The following is a 17,537-nucleotide window of genomic DNA, read 5'->3' as shown; positions in this document are numbered from 1 at the left end:
CCTGGGATACATAGTACTGCTAGGCTTATTCACTTACTTTTTCAACTATCCCATTTAACAGTATGCACTGGATAGACTGGCTTGTCCTCATTATTTTCCTGGGATACACCATCTGGGACGGTACCCGGCACGGCAAAAAGAGTGAAAATATAGAAGGATTCTTTTTAGCCAACCGATCTATGCCCTGGTGGGCTATGGGGCTCTCCGTAATGGCTACCCAGGCTTCTGCCATCACTTTTATCGGCACTACCGGTCAGGCATATGTCGAAGATATGCGATTTGTACAGATATACCTGGCCGTTCCGTTTGCCATGATCATTCTTTGCACCACCCTTGTACCCTTCTTTAACAAACTACAAAACTTTAGTGCCTACGAAGTACTGGAAGAACGATTTGGTCTTGCTACACGGTTGTTCACCAGTTTACTATTTCTACTATCGCGCGGACTAGGACTGGGAATTATCATTGCAGCCCCCTCTTATGTGCTGGCGCTGCTGCTTGGCATTCCTCTCTCTACAACCATCCTCATTATCGGCATTACAGCCACCCTATACACTATGGTAGGCGGCATTAGTGGTGTTATTCGCACCGACGTAAAGCAAATGGCAGTGATGTTATTTGGGCTTGGCTTCTGTTTTTTTTGGATACAAACTGAGCTGCCCGACAATATAAGCTTTTCCGACTCGCTCTATTTGGCCGGAACGCTTGGTAAACTTGATGCCCTCGACCTTAGCTTTGACATCACCGAAAAGTATAACATCTGGACAGGCGTAATTGCCGCACTCTTCTTAATGCTCTCCTACTTTGGCACCGATCAAAGTCAGGTACAGCGGTACCTCACAGCCAAATCCCTAAAAGATGCTCGAAAATCGTTACTCCTCACCGCCTATGCTAAAATCCCAATGCAGTTTTTCATCTTGCTGCTGGGCGTCATGTTATATGTCTTTTATATATTTGGTGCAGCCCCCATCACTTTTCGCAGTGTTGAACCCGTAGCCGATCGTCCCCAGGTTGAACAGCAGGGTAAACAACTGCAGCGCAACTACGAAGCACTCCATAAGAAACGACAACAAACGGCTCAAGACCTATTACAACGTAAGACACCAAAAAATGCTGACCAGTTTCGACAGGCCGACAAGAAACTACAGCAGGTCCGTGAGGCTGAGCTCGAAAGGCAAGAAAAAATCACCCAGTCCTCACTTAACGATACCAATTATATACTCCCTTACTTTATTCTAAATGAAATTCCCATTGGGATCATTGGTCTTATTGTTGCCGGAATTTTTGCAGCTGCCCTTTCCAGTATCGACAGTGAGCTCAATGCTCTGGCAACTATTTCTATTGTAGATTGGCTTAAACGTCTTGACCCACACGACCGAGGGGAAACATGGTATCTTAAATTCTCGCGATTCACTACCGTATTTTGGGGCATCTTAGCCACTCTGGCAGCTCTTGCATTGGGGGAAACAAGATCAATTATAGAACTTGTAAATAAAATTGGGAGCTACTTCTATGGCTCTATACTGGGCGTTTTTGTATTGCTCCTGTGGGTAAAACGAGCAAATGGTGTGGGTGCACTATCCGGTCTTATTTCAGGAATGGCTACTGTATTTCTTTTTGACCGAATATATCAACAACCTAATACCGACGCTTGGTCACTTGTTATGCCATGGACTGAAGTACCCGAAGGGCATAGCAAAGCTATCGAATATCTATGGCTTAACCCATTGGGTACCACCGTTGTTGTTTTGGTAGGAATAAGCATAAGTGTATTCTGGAAAAGGTTTAAGAAATAGCGTCCCTTCAAACGACAAATAATCAAGCCCTCTCTCCTTTTAAAAAGGGTATTTAAGAAAAAATAATTGTTACCGATAACCATACCTAAGGTTTGCAGCCCTGCATGAATTACAGGGATTGGGATGCTCCATATAAGTATTTAGGTTAGGTAATTATTACATATTGACTTCGCGGGACAATTTGAGTCAATCATTTCTTTTACATGATATGATAACGATATCACTGTAAAGAGATATAAAATAGACAGCTAAAACTGTCACTATCCTACCTGAAAACGTAATTCAACACATATTATTTATATGCTTCTTAAAAACTATAATAAAGATATTAGGTAAGGTATATGGATTTCATAAAGAAATTATTAGGGGATCTCCGAATAGGGACATCTAACGATGATAAAAAAACCATCGGGAAACGCATCTTTTTTCTAGGTGTAGTTGGAACGATCATAACACTTGTTCTAGGTTTATTCGCTATTTATTCATTGACTACCATTAACGGCTATTCCGAGAAGTTGGAGCAGGCGCATCATCCCGAATGGCGACTATCAACACAATTAAAAGAAAATGTTGCTGAAATTGGGTTTACTCATCTCCGTTATCAAATAAAATATGACAACGGACTCTATGATTATATGATGAAATATTTTGGTAAGATTGATAGTGTTATTAACGAATCTGATGACCTGGCCCAACGGCAAGACCTACCTAATTTGAGTAACAGAATTAGCACTCTGAAATCTGCTGCTAATACTTATAAAGAAGCAATTGTAGCGTTCCACGAAACCACCGAACAAGCCATTGCTGATCGCAAACGAACTAAGAGTAGCTTCCAAAAAGCTTACCAAAATTGGCAAGAAGCAATAAATACGCTTGAAGGCGAAAAAACTATTGTAGCAGCTAAACTTCTAAGTGAATTCACGAATAACCGAAAAATGTTCTGGTCGGCTGTTAACAGTGACAATATAGAAGAACTTAAAAATGTAATCCCTCGCCTGGCAGAAACCCACCAATCACTGGAAAACATAAATGAAGCCCCCTCCTTATCTAATGCAGCCCAAAACTCTTTAGGAAGTGTCATCACAAGTGTGAAAAATAATATTGCTGCGACAAAAAGTTATATCGCATCACGGGAAGAGCTTGTAAAAAGAGGTAAGGATGCTTTTGACGGCAACCAGGGAATTTACTGGGAGGCCGTAGATATGAATAAAATTGCCCGTGAAAATGCGAATGAACAAGGGAATATTACAAATACTTCTGTATCAAACTTCATCTGGATTTTAGGAATAGGTGTAGCATTAGCAGTGTTGGGGACCTTGGCATTAAGCTCTTGGACCAGTCGTTCTACAACAGCAGCACTTAAAAATATCATTGATCGTCTCAGGGGTGGTGCTGAACAGGTCAAATCTTCATCTCATCAACTCTCAAGTGCCAGCCAAGATTTAGCGGAAAGCTCAAATCAGCAAGCGGCTAGTCTCCAGGAAACTACTTCATCACTTGAAGAGATGGCAGCACAAATTAATCAGACCGATGAAAACTCTACCGAAGCTGAACAAGCGATGCAACATGCTCAACCCCTGGTTGCCCAAGGTGTTGAGGCCATGGACCGGATGTCGGGAGCCATGGAAGAAATTAAGGAATCGGCGCTGGAGACTTCCAAAATCATTAAAACAATTGATGATATCGCCTTTCAGACTAATCTGTTGGCCCTTAATGCAGCCGTTGAAGCAGCACGAGCAGGAGAAGCCGGTAAAGGTTTTGCTGTAGTAGCAGAAGAAGTCCGAAATCTGGCACAGCGAAGTGCTGAAGCAGCTAAAGATACCGCCCAACTCATTCAGCAGTCACAGGAGTGTACCGAGCGGGGGACCGAAATGGCTGATGAAGTCTCAGAGAACTTGGCAAAAATTAAAGACAGTGCTGGTAATGTAAGTATACTGGTTGAAGAAATATCGGCAGCCTCAAAAGAACAAGCTGTTGGTATTCAACAAATGAACTCTACAATGGCTGAAATGGATGGAGTTGTACAAAAGAATGCTTCGGCTTCTGAAGAGTCAGCCAGCTCGGCAGAAGAACTCTCTTCTCAAGCTAATGAGTTAAATGATATTGTTAACGAGCTCAAACAATTAGCTGGAGGCGATACCCAACAATCTGACAATGATTATAGCAGTAGTAAACAAGCGAAGAATCGTTATCTTGATCAGCATTCTCCAAAAGAATTTACAAATGGACACAACAATAACGACCACTCTAACCAGTCCAGTCCTAATAACGATCGTTCTTTAGGTAATGAACTAATTCCATTTGACAATGATGAGGATTTCAGCAGTTTCTAGCAACTCTATTTCGTGAGTTAATATCCATAGACAATGCCCGGGTATGTTAAAAGTAGTTATTTACTACCAACCCGGGGCATTAAAAAAACCGCAATACCCAATTTCTTTGATCTCTGCCCTTAATAAACTGCACTGCTTCCAATCTCTTGTTAAGATTTAAGTAATTCTAATTTTACCCGATAACTATATCAGCGAAAAAGGCCCATTTTAAAATACTGGGGCCAATAATAGTGTAGCTGTGAATACGGTCATTTTAGGGTACATATATTGACCTATTTCAGTAGAAGTTAAAACGTGACAATATATCAACCGAACAAATAAAAGGTAGAAAGTTTCGGTTTACCAGGCTCTCTTCGTTATCACTACAAAGAAGTAGGATTGGGAAGGATATTTTGAAGGTTAGATCTTGAACAATTCCAAAACTCTATGCTTCACTAATACTAATGAGGAGAATAAATCGAAATCCAGTAATCAATACTTAATAATATAATTGCCGAAGGGTATATAAATATGAGTTTTATAGAAGAGTTTTTTGGAAATATTAGTTCAAATATAAGTGACAGCAACGACAACCGAACTATAGGTAAACGTATTTTTAGATTAGGAGTCGTCGGTACAGTTGTAACAATATTATTAGGTCTTATTGGGATCTATGCACTTAGCACCATTAACGGATATTCAGAACGGCTTGAGCAAGCCTATCAACCGGAATGGAAACTTTCAACAGAATTAAAAGAAAGTGTAAGTGAGATTGGGTTTACACAGCTCCGATACCAAATACAGTACGATAAACAACTGTATGACCACATGACCAAATATTTCGGAAAAATTGATAGCGTTATTACCGCTGCAGATGACCTTAGTGAAGAACAGGACCTTCCTGTTTTAGGCAAAAAAATTGGAGAACTTCGAACATCAGCGACTGCTTACCGGAAAGCTATCGGGAACTATCATGAAGCAACTATCGAGGCCGAAAAACAAAAAGAGCAATCGGTTGAAACCTACCGAGAAGCAGTTGAAGCACTACAAGAAGCCGTTGATACCCTGCCGGCAGAACAAGCCCTTGTAGCAAGTGAAGTGAAAGCACAACTTATCGAGAGCCGCCGCAACCTTTGGAATGCCTTAAATTCTCGAAATATTGAAACCCTTTCACAAGTTACTTCAATGCTAAATGAAGCACGCGAATCATTAGCAACACTATCGTCTAATACTACTGGATCAGTAGATAACGCCCTCAACACTCTTGATGAGAATATTGCTGCAACGAATGATTTTATTAATAGTAAAGAAAATGTAGTAGCCAAACGAAATGAAGCTTTCGAAACTAATAATGGTATTTATTGGAACTCTGCAGATCTGAATAAAGCTGCACGAGATAATACCAACAAACAAGGCAAACTTACTACAGCCACGGTAACAAAGTATACTTGGGTTTTGGGTATTGGTGTGGCAATTGCTGCTCTCGTCACGCTATTATTGGGTTATTGGACCAGCTATTCTACTACTACCGCCTTGCAACATATTATTGACCGCCTCAAAAGTGGGGCTGAACAGGTTAATACTTCTTCTGACCAGCTTTCAAGCTCCAGTCAGGAACTGGCCGAAAGTGCCAATGAACAGGCTGCGAGCCTCCAAGAAACTACATCTTCCCTAGAAGAAATGTCTGCTCAAATTAATCAAACTGATGAAAATTCCAGTGAGGCAGAAACAGCCATGAAACGAGCAAAACCCTTAGTGAAAGAAGGGGTTGACGCCATGGACCGCATGTCTGGAGCAATGGAAGAGATTAAAGAATCGGCCCTGGAGACTTCCAAGATTATTAAAACAATTGATGATATCGCCTTTCAAACTAATCTGTTGGCCCTTAATGCAGCCGTTGAAGCAGCACGAGCGGGTGAGGCCGGTAAAGGTTTTGCTGTAGTGGCAGAAGAGGTACGTAATCTGGCTCAACGAAGTGCTGAAGCAGCAAAGAACACATCAGAACTTATTCAAAAATCCCAAGAAAGTACGGAACGAGGTACGGACGTAGCTGAAGAAGTTTCTGAAAACCTTGAAAAAATTGAAGACAGTGTTTCCAATGTTAGCACACTGGTTGTTGAAATTTCTGCAGCTTCAAAAGAACAAGCCGTTGGCATCCAACAGATGAATTCTACCATGGCCGAAATGGACAATGTAGTACAAAAGAATGCTTCAGCTTCTGAAGAATCAGCCAGCTCAGCCGAAGAGCTCTCTTCTCAAGCTAATGAACTAAACGATATTGTCCGTGAACTTAAGAGTTTGGCCGGTGATGACAACGAACCATCACCTCCCCTTAAAAACTATAATGGATTGGGTAACAACAGTGGGAATAACAGTAATGGCCACCAAAATGGATCTTCTAACGGCCATACCAAGCAACAATCATCTGATAATGGTTCTTCCGTTGAAGAGCTTATTCCCTTTGATGATGGAGATTTCAGTGACTTCTAACAATAGTTGACTAACTAATTTAATACACAAATATAATTTTATGAAAAAGTTCTTATTCATTGTTCTGATAACTGTAGCCTATACTTCAGTCAGTGCTCAAAATATCCAAACGCATTACGACTTTGGAAATGATCGCCAGATGCTAACTACCACTATAGAGATGTTTAAGACAGATGATTATGGCAGCACCTTCTTCTTTGTAGACTTTAACTACGGAGGGAAAGTAGCAAATGTAGACGGAGTATCTCTTTCGTACCTAGAAATAGCCAGAGACTTAAAATTCTGGGATAATCCCTTTACTATTCATGCCGAATATAACAGTGGTATGTTCCGAACCAGTAATTTTTCCGCACCCATAAACAGCGCTTATTTATTCGGGGGCGGCTATACCTTTAGCAACAGTGACTTCTCTAAAACATTAACGTTGCATGCTATGTATAAATATATCGAAAATAAGGAACAGAATAACTCTTTTCAGTTAACTGCTGTTTGGGGACTGCACTTTTTAAACGGCAAAGTCTCTTTCACCGGTTTCTCAGATTTTTGGAAAGAAGAAAATGTTGTATTTGATGAATCAGGTGCTCCCACTAATGCCGAATATGTATTCTTAACAGAACCACAACTATGGTACAATTTCAATGATCACTTATCTGCCGGTACTGAAGTTGAAGTCAGCTCCAATTTCGGCGGACATAAAGGAGTAATGGTGAATCCTACTCTCGCTATGCGTTGGACATTCTAGTGTTATACCTACTCTTTCTAAGCATATAAAAAGGGCAACAGTCATAACATCTGTTGCCCTTTTTCCTTTATAGGTATATACGAAACAGTTAATAATCTATCGATTCAAACTCCTTAAATGGACTCAACTCTGCGTTGTCCATTGTTTCTATATACGCAGGCCATTCCTTTTCAAAAAAGGTATTAATCTTCTTAACGGCTTCTTTTACAGAACTACGTGCCTTTTTCATCAGACGCTTCTCTTTCTGAGTAGGCCCACTAATAGCCCCCCTCAGATAACCACTCGGCGCCCATAGGTCACGCTGTACCGTTGGTTCAGGATTTCGAATAATACCCTGCTTATCATCATTTTCTTCACCCAAAACAAAGGTCAATAATGCTTTTACAGAGTCTTTAACCGCATTTGTTTGAGTCGTAAGTGAATCCAGCCTATCCTCACTCATACTTTCTGCTTTTTTGGCTTCAGCAATAAGTTTTTCTGCAGTCTCAATCATATCATTTGCTTTGTGAAGCTGGTTTGTAGCTTCAGCAGCAGTGCCCTGCAATGACATCAATTCGTGCTGCATATCCTGAACAGCCCTGAGATCACTCATATTATATTCAATACGAGGATCGAAATGGACCTGCACCATAGTAGAATCAGATTGATCCCCATATGTCATCTTCACTTTATATGAACCCGGCAGTACTTCCGGACCGGCAGGCTCCGGTGCATCTTCTCTAGGTAAGTCACGACTGGGACCGCGAACCCCTTTTTCTCTTAACTGCCACGTCATTCTATTTATGCCATTGTGTTCGGGAGTATCTTCTAATGTTCGTATTTTTTTACCCTCATTGTCATAAATTTCAATGGTTACTTTCTGCTCTTTTTCTTTCTTGCCAGCTTCAGCATCCTCAGTGCCTTTATCTTTGGAAACAGAGTACGTCAGTCTGGCTCCCATTTGGCGATTTTCACCTTTGTAAATAGCATCACCGGCAAAACGTGTACCGGAAGCCTGGAAAGTTGATGCTAAATAAGCATCCGGGGCAGGATACACATTTACTTTTTTCTCCAACTCTTCTGTCCCTTTACGAGCCAACTCACGTAACGGGCGTATATCATCCAATACCCATGCGGCCCGACCAAAAGTTCCGATTACCAGATCATGCTCCCGCGGATGAATAACCATATCATAGGTTGAAGCCGCAGGATATCCATTAGTCCATTCGGTCCAACGGTCACCGCCATCGATACTTACATAAAGACCGAACTCAGTACCGGCAAACATTAAATCAGCTTCCTCAGGATCTTGAACAAAAGAAAGAGCATAACCATCAAGCCCCTTCCCTTCTACAATATTCTCCCAACTTTCGCCATAATCCGTGGTCCGCATAATATAAGGTGCCCAATTATTACGTCGATAGTCATTTAGTACCACTACCGCTTCTCCTTCATTATAGTGTGAGGTCTTGATCTGTGTAACCCAACTGCCTTCAGCAACCTCATCAAAATTATCTGACACCTTTGTCCAGCTTTCCCCATCGTTTTTGCTCACATGTACATTCCCGTCATCAGTACCGGCCCAAATAACTTCATCCTGTAACCGGCTAGGTGCAATAGCAGTAATGGTCGTATAATTCTCAGCTCCCGTAGCATCATACGTTAATCCACCGCTCTTGTGCTGTTTCTGTTTCGTCGTATCATTCGTAGTTAAATCCGGTGAAATGATCGACCAACTGTCAGCTTTATTTGTACTCTTATGTACAAATTGGCTACCAAAATAAACGGTTTCATCGTCAAAAGGATCCAGCGAAATAGCTGCATCCCAGTTGAACCGAAGCTCTTCTCCTTCAGGATTTACCGGCTTAGAAAAACGCGAATGACCGGTCTCAAGATCAACACGCCCCACATTACCTTGCTGCGACATTGCGTATGCATAACGAGCATTACTTGAGTCAATAACTACATCAAATCCGTCTCCAAAATAAATTTCTTGGAAATAAGAATTTCGGATTCCACCCTGTCGCCAAATATATGCCGGTCCCTGCCAAGAACCATTATCCTGCATACCACCATACACGTTATAAGGATACTGCATATCCACATTAATATGATAATACTGAGCAACGGGGATATTCTGTACAAAACGCCAACTTTTACCACGGTCATGAGAAATATTCATTCCTCCATCATTACCATCAATAATAAATGACGGATCTTCGGGATGAATATAGAATGCGTGATGATCGGGATGAATATAGTTGTAATAGGGATATATACTATCGAAAGATTTTCCGCCATCTTGACTAACCGACAAAAAGCTGTATAAGCTGTACACTCGGTTTTCATTATGGGGATCTACATAGATATCAGCATAATAAAAAGGTCGGTTCCCCATATCAGGATCTTCCGACATCTCTACCGTTTTCTCCCAGTTGTAGCCTCCATCATTACTGCGATACAATGCATTATTATTTGATTCCACCCATGCATAAACGCGATCGGGATTACTCTGTGCTATGGCCAGACCAATACGTCCCAGCGGACCTTTTGGTAATCCATCCTCATCAGTAACCTCAGTCCAATTCTCACCTCCATCTACAGATCGATATAGGCCGGATCCTTCTCCACCCGACTCAAAAAACCAAGGCCAACGACGGTATTCCCACATTGCAGCAAATAACTTATTGGGATTCGACGGATCCATAACCAGATCAGCAACACCTGTTCTATCGTTATTGTAAAGTATCTTGTCCCAAGTCTCTCCACCATCTGTGGTTTTATAGACGCCGCGGGCTTCAGTATCGCCCCAAGGATTACCCTGTGCTCCTACATAAACAATATCCGGGTTTTCGGGATGTACAATAATACGGTGGATGGTACGCGTTTCTTTTAAACCCATAAACTCCCAACTTCGGCCACCGTCAATGCTTCTATAGACGCCACCTCCCATCGTTGCACTGTTTCGGGGGTTCCCTTCTCCAGTACCCACCCAAACAATACTGGGATTCTTTTGGTAGATATCAATAGCGCCAATAGAGTGTACCTCTTGGTCATCAAAAACAGGTTCCCAATCGACTCCCCCACTTTCAGATTTCCACAATCCACCTGAAGCAGCACCACTGTATATAATATCAGGATTTTCAGTTACCACATCGATTGCTGTAATTCGCCCACTCATACCTGCCGGACCGATATTCCGTGGCTCCATATCTTTAAATTTTTCCATATCAAGATTTTGAGCACCGGCTACGGCAGTAAGAAAAAACGTCACAAACGCTATCAACGTGATCCTACCTATTCCCTTTTGTACAAAAGAAGCTTTCATATAACCTCAATTTCATTTTTAAATAATTACTGTTTCCCAATTCCTTATGCTATTGAATGCAAAACCGATTTGCAAGAGCAGGATGTAAAAAAATGTTGTTCTTACAAAAAAGCCCCGACTATTGCCGGGGCTTTATACTATTAGAAAATGTATTTCGCTGTTTTAAGCAAATTTATTTTAATCATCAGGGTTAAGAATATTTTCAATACGTACTTCCACATCATTCAGATGCACCCTTGTAGCACGATCACGAACTCTCCTCTTTGTACCTTGAACATCATCAAGAAGCAGCTCAAGCTGGTTACGAACAACAGGGCGAATATCCGACTGACTTACATTAACATCAGTCCAGCCTATGAACTCCTTAAAAGCCTCAGGAATACTTGGCAACTCTTCTGTCATTAAGTGCTCCATACGTTCGATATAAGCTCGTTGCAGATTACGACGATAAACATCGATCACATCATGATCATTTAGCTCACTCCAGATACCATTCCTCAGATCATCCATCATCTCAAAAGCATTATAGGTATCATCAGCAGAACGTGCATCAAACTCTATAAGACGGGCAATACGCTGTGGATCAGTGACCTCATTAAGGACACCCACCTGTGCATCTCGCATATTATCAACAACGGTTGATTGGTTAATGCGATCCAGTATATCACTATCCAGGACCCAACCAGGAGTATGGAATCCGTAATCAATAAGGAAATCCATAGCACGTTGCTGCTTCTCTTCAGGAACAAACTCATAGACCGCACCCTCTTGGCTATAGGTCTTATTATTTTCATAGACCCCACCAATATTTTTGGTCACGTGGCCCATATATCGTCCCCATTGGTTGAGAATACTTCCATAAAGCTCTTCGAGTTCGGCAAAATTCTCACCCTCTTGTTTAGTCCATTCTACCAAGTTCGCAGTAATACGCTTTAGATTAGCAATACCCAGCTCACTTGCTTTCATCGCATCATTACCGAGGTCTTCATTTTGCGAACGGGGATCAATTTTACTGCCCGATTGTCGTCCATAAAAATAGACCGGATCGTCAGCTCGCTCGCGAGTCCATTCATTAAGCTTGGCTTCTTTCTCCTCTTTGCTCATCCCTTCTGGGAACCAAGAATAGCCCCATTTGATAGACCACTCATCATACTGTCCAATATCCGGGCCAAAGCTTTCTACTCCATCGCCGGGCTGTGCTATGTAATTAAAACGAGCATAGTCCATGATGGAAGGCGCGGTACCATGGGTAGAGGTAAAAGATGGAGAGCGTAAAGAATCGACAGGGAATGCATAACTTGATCCCCAGTTGTGTGGTAGACCCAGCGTGTGACCTACTTCGTGTGCCGAAACGAAACGAACGAGTTTACCCATCACTTCATCTTTGAAATGGACCGTACGGGCATCAGGATTTACTGCGGCTGTTTGCACAAAATACCAGTTTCTAAGCAGGCTCATCACATTATGGTACCAACCGATATCACTCTCTAAAATCTGTCCCGTTCTCGGATCATGAACATGAGGACCGTAAGCATTTCTAATATCTGAAGCGAAATAACGGATCACCGAATACCGCACATCTTCCGGATTCCATTCAGGATTTTCCTCCTCTGAGGGCGGATCTTTAGCAATAATAGCATTTTTAAATCCTGCTGCTTCAAAAGCTTCCTGCCACATTTCAACTCCTTCTTTAAGGTATGATCGCCATTTTTCGGGTGTTGCAGGATCAATATAATATACGACAGGGTTTACTGGCTCTACCAGCTCACCGTTTAAATAGGCCTCTTTATCTTTGGGTACCAATTTATAGCGCGTAACATATTGTTTATTTTTAGCCTTGTGTGCATTGGTACCATAATCTGTCTGTTGTACGCTAAAATACCCTACTCTTTTATCATAGGAGCGGGTATCCATTTTATCTTTAGGCAACAACACCATGCTGTGGTTAACTTCAAGAGATATTGTTCCCGTTGATGAACTTGATGGCGGTTTGGAGGCCTCGTAGGTTATCCAATTTCGGGCCTCAATATTTTGCGGATAACTGTGGATATGTTCAATAAATGAACGATCCCTATCCAATCGGCGTACCCGGTATCGCTCGCGACGGCTACTTTGTAATCCCAAAGAAGGCACATCAGTGGTATAAAGATCCGTTACTTCAATTACAACCCCAGAAGAATCTTCCCCTAATGATTTAACATCAAATGAAGCGATGATAGGCTAAAAGTTAGAGTTTTTCACTGCTTCATAAACCGGTAAAGAATCATTCGCTACATTTTCATACGTAACATGACGCAGTAACACTTTATCATCCTTCTTTTGCCAACGTACAACTTGGGTATTCAGTTTTTCACCTCCGTAGCCAATCTCATTTTGTGTTTCAGCAATACGCGAAACCAATAACATCTCGCGACTAAGCAATGAATCAGGAATTTCATAAAAATAATCAGTCTCAATCTTATGAATATCAAAAAGCCCTTCATCTGTTTTGGCTTTATCAGTTATTACCTCACTGTAAGGCTTAAGCCCGTTGGGGGATTTAGCCCCATTAGTGCCCTTATCACTTTTCGAAGAACTTTTCACTTGCTCAGAGGTAGCACAAGATGCCAGAAATACCAGCCCCAACATCAAAACACCAATCCTCTTTACTATCTTAGAACTCATAATGGATTATTTAAGTTAAATTTTATTTTTTGTTAAAAGTTAGAAGCATACATTTACATATGAATGATTCAAAATTAATTACCCTTGCATATGTAAAAATATTTTATGAACTAATCGGGATTTCGAAATACGAATCCAGATTTCCGAATGGAAGTAAGAAAATTAAAATATTGATAACAATGCTAGCCATAAACCGCTAGCTTTGTTACCTTTAGGAATTAATAATGATAAAAATAGAGGTTGATTGGAACATCTGCTTTACTTTTTTAAAGATCTCAAACAAGTAGGAGCTATTGCTCCCAGTTCAAAATTTCTTGCTAAAGATCTGGTTTCACAACTCAAAAAAAAACTTGCCGGTAACGACTGCTCACCACTTCGTATCTTAGAAATCGGTGCGGGTACGGGCCCGCTAACCAAGCAAATCATCAAGCATTTACGCCCTAAAGATCAGTTGGATATTGTTGAGATACACAAAAAGTTTTTTCAAATCGTAAAAACAAAATATCGCCAGCAAAACGTTCAGGCCCACCATTCCGACATCCTGCACTTCGACCCCAACTATCAGTACGACTTTATTTTTTCCAGCTTGCCATATGAGAATATGCCGGAAAAGGTATCCCGTGAAATATGGGAAAAAAAACTCAACCTATGTAATCCGGAAGCATATATCAGCTATTTTAAATATGTGAAATTTCGTGATTTCAAAAGCGACTTTGAAGAAAAAGTAGTTGAAAAGTATGGGCAAAACGAAAAGATCGTTTTATTAAATCTCCCCCCTGCCAAAGTGTATACCTTGGAAGTAAACAGTGGCGGCACCGTTACATCCGACAGTGTGAATGTGGCTTAATTAGAAAAAGCCTAAATTTAAAATCGAGAGCAAGAAGCTAAATAGTAAAGCCCATCCAAAGCCTTTTATTTCCATTCCTTCTATAAGGGCATCTACCAGCATCAGCATAAGTGCATTTATTACCAAGAGAAACAATCCGAAAGTTAGCATTGTTATGGGGAAGGTTAAAAATACCAGTATGGGCTTAACAAAAGTATTTACCAATCCTAATACAATAGCCACACCAAGAGCTGTTAGAAAACTCTCAATTTTAACTCCTTTCAAAAAGTAGGCTATCAAAAATATCCCAAGAGCATTTAGCAATAATGACATTATCATAATATACACCTGTATTTATTAAATTTTGCAGGTGTACGTAACCCTATAAAAATTGTTACTTACTTATTCTTAATTGAGTTCTTTCAGCTTCGAAGTTAGTTCATTACAAGCATGATTACAGATCTGCTCAAATTCCGAGAGCTGTGCACCCAGCTTTTTAGAAATGTTATTGTTTTTAATCTGGTTTTCGATATCAAGCACAATCGATCGCCCCTCATCCATTCCCATGTAACTCATATTGGATTTTATTTGGTGCGCTAACTTTCTTAGTTCTTGCCATGTTTCATTCGCATAGCACTCATTCATTTGACAAATTAAAGCGGGTATATTTTCCAGAAAAGCTTTAGCCGTATCTTTAACAATCTCTTCATCTCCCATTGCCATCTCACGCAGATATGACAAGTCCGTAACCTGATTTTCACTCAAGATATTTTCCGATTAGTTGCGTTATTAGTATCGTGACTTTGGCCTCAAATATCCCATCCCGGGAAATATTAGACTCAGCCAGTTAGCATAACAATACTAATAAGTACTAATACCGTTATTTTAAAAATTAATGCCTTCCAATCTTTCATTAAACCTTCCCCACAGTTTAAATTATTTTTAGCCGTCTTTATAGAACCCCTCGGTTAATAACCAATGAAATTCGCAATTTCAAGTTATCCACATTGAGGGATATACCCTTTTTACTGGGCATATACATTCAAGAGTGAGCAAAAGGCTTTTTGTTACAAATTATTCTTAATTTATTAAAAAATTCTAATTTTACACATAGTTTTCCACAGCTTCTATGCAGAAAGATCAACCTTTTGTAAACGACGTGAATTAAAGACCACGTTGATAGAGCTAAATGCCATGGCCGCTTCTGCCAGCAATGGATGCATCATTCCAAGTAATGCAAGAGGAATCATTACTACATTATAGAAGAACGCCCAAAACAGATTTTGCTTTATTTTTCGGAAAGTTGCCTGACTCAACTTCATCGCTTGTATAACTGACGAGAGATCACCTTGAACCAAAACGATATCGCCCGATTCTATTGCCACATCCGTACCCGTGCCAATAGCGATACCAATATCAGCCTGGGTAAGAGCCGGAGCATCATTAATTCCATCTCCTATCATGGCCACCTTTCGGCCTTGCTGCTGAAGTTTTTTTACTTCATCTGACTTCTGGTCCGGTAACACACCGGCAATAACTTTTTCGATGCCTACCTTTTGCGCTACTGCTTTGGCCGTTCTCTTATTGTCACCTGTAATTATTATTGGTTCTAAGCCCATATCTTTAAACGTGGAGATCGCTTGCTGGCTATCATTTTTAATAGGATCAGCTACTGACAGGATTCCAGCAAACTCTCCTTCAATCGCAACAAGAACCGTTGTCTTTGCTTCATTCTCTAGAGCAACCACTTGCTCGGAATAGTCTGTAGGAATACTGATATTAGCTTCTTCCATAAAAGATTGATTACCAATCAAAACCTTCTCTCCTTTTACCTTCGTCCTGATACCTTTTCCCGTTACGGCCTCAAAAGCGGTAGAGCCAAGCAGTTCATATCCTTCCGATTTCGCATAAGTTACAATAGCCTCTCCTATAGGATGTTCAGACCTATTTTCGGCTGAAGCTGCATATTTAAGAAGCTTATCTTCATCTATATAGGCAACAACATCGGTTACAGAAGGCTTACCCTCTGTAATAGTACCTGTTTTATCAAGAATAACAGTATCTATCTCGCGCAGAATCTCCACCGCCTTGCCTTGGCGAATAAGAATACCGTTTTCAGCACCAAGGCCCGTGCCAACCATAAGAGCAGTAGGTGTTGCCAATCCCAACGCACACGGACAAGCAATTACCAGTACTGCAATGGCTGCATAAAACGCCAAGGCTACATCCCCCATAGCCGGATTTATCCATGGTATAAAACCAGCTCCCCAAACCGCTATTTGATGGAAGAAATCGGGGAATATCATCCAGGCTGCCCAGGTTACTGCCGCCAGAACCAAGATCACCGGCACAAAAATAGCTGTAATTCTATCGGCAAACTCCTGTATGGGTACTTTGGAGCCTTGTGCCTCTTCAACCATCCGAATAACCTGACTCAAAAATGTTTGTTCGCCCACTTTCGTAGCCTGCACCTTCATGGTGCCATTTTGATTGATAGTTCCTCCAATCACTTCATCACCTTTCACCTTTTTTACCGGCATCGATTCTCCGGTAGCAATAGATTCATCCACTCGGCTTTCACCATCAATAACATTGCCGTCTGTCGGAATCTTTTCCCCCGGACGTACAATCATCACATCATCTACATTAAGATCTCTTACCGAGACCGTCATCTCTTTACCATTACGGATGATACGAGCTTCTTTGGCTTCCAGAGTCATCAACTTTTTAATAGCTTCTGAAGCTCGTCCTTTTGCCTTGGTTTCAACATATCTTCCTGTTAAGTGAAAGGCCATAATCATACCGGCAATACCGGCAAAACTGTGAAAGGGCGGTGCCATTCCGAAAGCATGAAGTAATGCTACTAACCCGGTAGCCAGTGCAGATAAACTCCCCATGGCAATCAGTACATCCATGTTGGGTGCGGCATTCAAGGTCGACTTCCATGCCCCTTTCAGTGTTTCCAAACCGGGATAAAAGATAACACCTGCAGAGAGGGCAACCATTATCGCATGGTATAGCGCTTCTCCCCCCACGGTTGTATCCCAAATCATTTCGGGGAGCATCCACAGCATAATGGGTATTGTTAATCCCCAGGCCCATTTCATTTTGTTATAGGCCCGTTCCAGCTTTTCATTATCGGAATCTTCAATAGAGGCTACATCATCGTCTTCCTTAATATCATAACCAGCACTCTGCACGGCCTTTTTAAGCGCACTCTCATCTATTGAACCATTTTCAAATTCAACCAGCGCTTTCTCGGTAGCCAGATTTACTGAAACCTTTTTAACCCCGGATACTTCTGCTAATGCATCCTCTACACTGTTAGCACATCCGGCGCAGTGCATCCCTTCAATCTGCAATGATTTCTTCATGACAAGCTATCTTTATTAGTTTTTGA

General features: G+C 41.2%; 9 protein-coding genes and 1 pseudogene. 5 read left to right on the top strand and 5 right to left on the bottom strand.

Annotation, left to right across the window (positions count from 1 at the left end; translation table 11 throughout):
• Positions 1 to 62 precede the first annotated feature (62 nt).
• From FCN14_RS11735 to FCN14_RS11720, 4 genes are all read left to right on the top strand, one after another.
• Positions 63 to 1,796, top strand: coding sequence for a sodium:solute symporter family protein (locus FCN14_RS11735; protein ID WP_138431470.1), 1,734 nt, complete (start codon positions 63 to 65; stop codon positions 1,794 to 1,796).
• A gap of 341 nt (positions 1,797 to 2,137) precedes the next feature.
• Positions 2,138 to 4,129 carry a methyl-accepting chemotaxis protein gene (locus FCN14_RS11730; protein WP_138431469.1) on the top strand — a complete coding sequence of 664 codons (1,992 nt, stop codon included), beginning with the start codon at positions 2,138 to 2,140 and terminating at the stop codon, positions 4,127 to 4,129.
• Between the two features lie 510 nt (positions 4,130 to 4,639).
• On the top strand, positions 4,640 to 6,598 hold the full coding sequence (locus FCN14_RS11725) for a methyl-accepting chemotaxis protein (protein ID WP_138431468.1): 1,959 nt from the start codon (positions 4,640 to 4,642) through the stop codon (positions 6,596 to 6,598).
• Positions 6,599 to 6,638: 40 nt separating this feature from the next.
• Entirely contained in the window at positions 6,639 to 7,340 is a 702-nt protein-coding gene (locus FCN14_RS11720; protein WP_138431467.1) for a DUF5020 family protein, read from the top strand.
• A gap of 88 nt (positions 7,341 to 7,428) precedes the next feature.
• Here the strand turns inward: FCN14_RS11720 and FCN14_RS11715 are convergent, their stop codons facing one another.
• Positions 7,429 to 10,647, bottom strand: a complete 3,219-nt coding sequence (locus tag FCN14_RS11715) for a VPS10 domain-containing protein (RefSeq protein ID WP_212747634.1) — start codon at positions 10,645 to 10,647, stop codon at positions 7,429 to 7,431.
• A 177-nt stretch (positions 10,648 to 10,824) separates the two neighbouring features.
• Positions 10,825 to 13,311: pseudogene (locus tag FCN14_RS16100) on the bottom strand (zinc-dependent metalloprotease).
• Positions 13,312 to 13,555: 244 nt separating this feature from the next.
• Here FCN14_RS16100 and FCN14_RS11705 point away from each other — a divergent pair.
• Entirely contained in the window at positions 13,556 to 14,158 is a 603-nt protein-coding gene (locus FCN14_RS11705) for a class I SAM-dependent methyltransferase (protein ID WP_138431466.1), read from the top strand.
• Here the strand turns inward: FCN14_RS11705 and FCN14_RS11700 are convergent, their stop codons facing one another.
• The 3 genes from FCN14_RS11700 to FCN14_RS11690 form a co-directional block, all read right to left on the bottom strand.
• On the bottom strand, positions 14,159 to 14,470 hold the full coding sequence (locus FCN14_RS11700; protein ID WP_246043158.1) for a phage holin family protein: 312 nt from the start codon (positions 14,468 to 14,470) through the stop codon (positions 14,159 to 14,161). It abuts the gene before it with no gap.
• A 75-nt stretch (positions 14,471 to 14,545) separates the two neighbouring features.
• Positions 14,546 to 14,902 carry an Hpt domain-containing protein gene (locus FCN14_RS11695; RefSeq protein ID WP_138431464.1) on the bottom strand — a complete coding sequence of 119 codons (357 nt, stop codon included), beginning with the start codon at positions 14,900 to 14,902 and terminating at the stop codon, positions 14,546 to 14,548.
• 362 nt (positions 14,903 to 15,264) lie between these two features.
• Complete coding sequence (locus FCN14_RS11690; RefSeq protein WP_138431463.1) at positions 15,265 to 17,511, bottom strand: heavy metal translocating P-type ATPase; 2,247 nt, start codon at positions 17,509 to 17,511, stop codon at positions 15,265 to 15,267.
• Between the last annotated feature and the right edge of the window lie 26 nt (positions 17,512 to 17,537).

The organism is Fodinibius saliphilus (assembly GCF_005869845.1).
In the GTDB taxonomy this organism is placed as follows: Bacteria; Bacteroidota; Rhodothermia; order Balneolales; family Balneolaceae; genus Fodinibius; species Fodinibius saliphilus.
The sequence above is the reverse complement of the archived record's forward strand: the minus strand, read 5'-3'. Positions and strand labels throughout refer to the sequence as shown.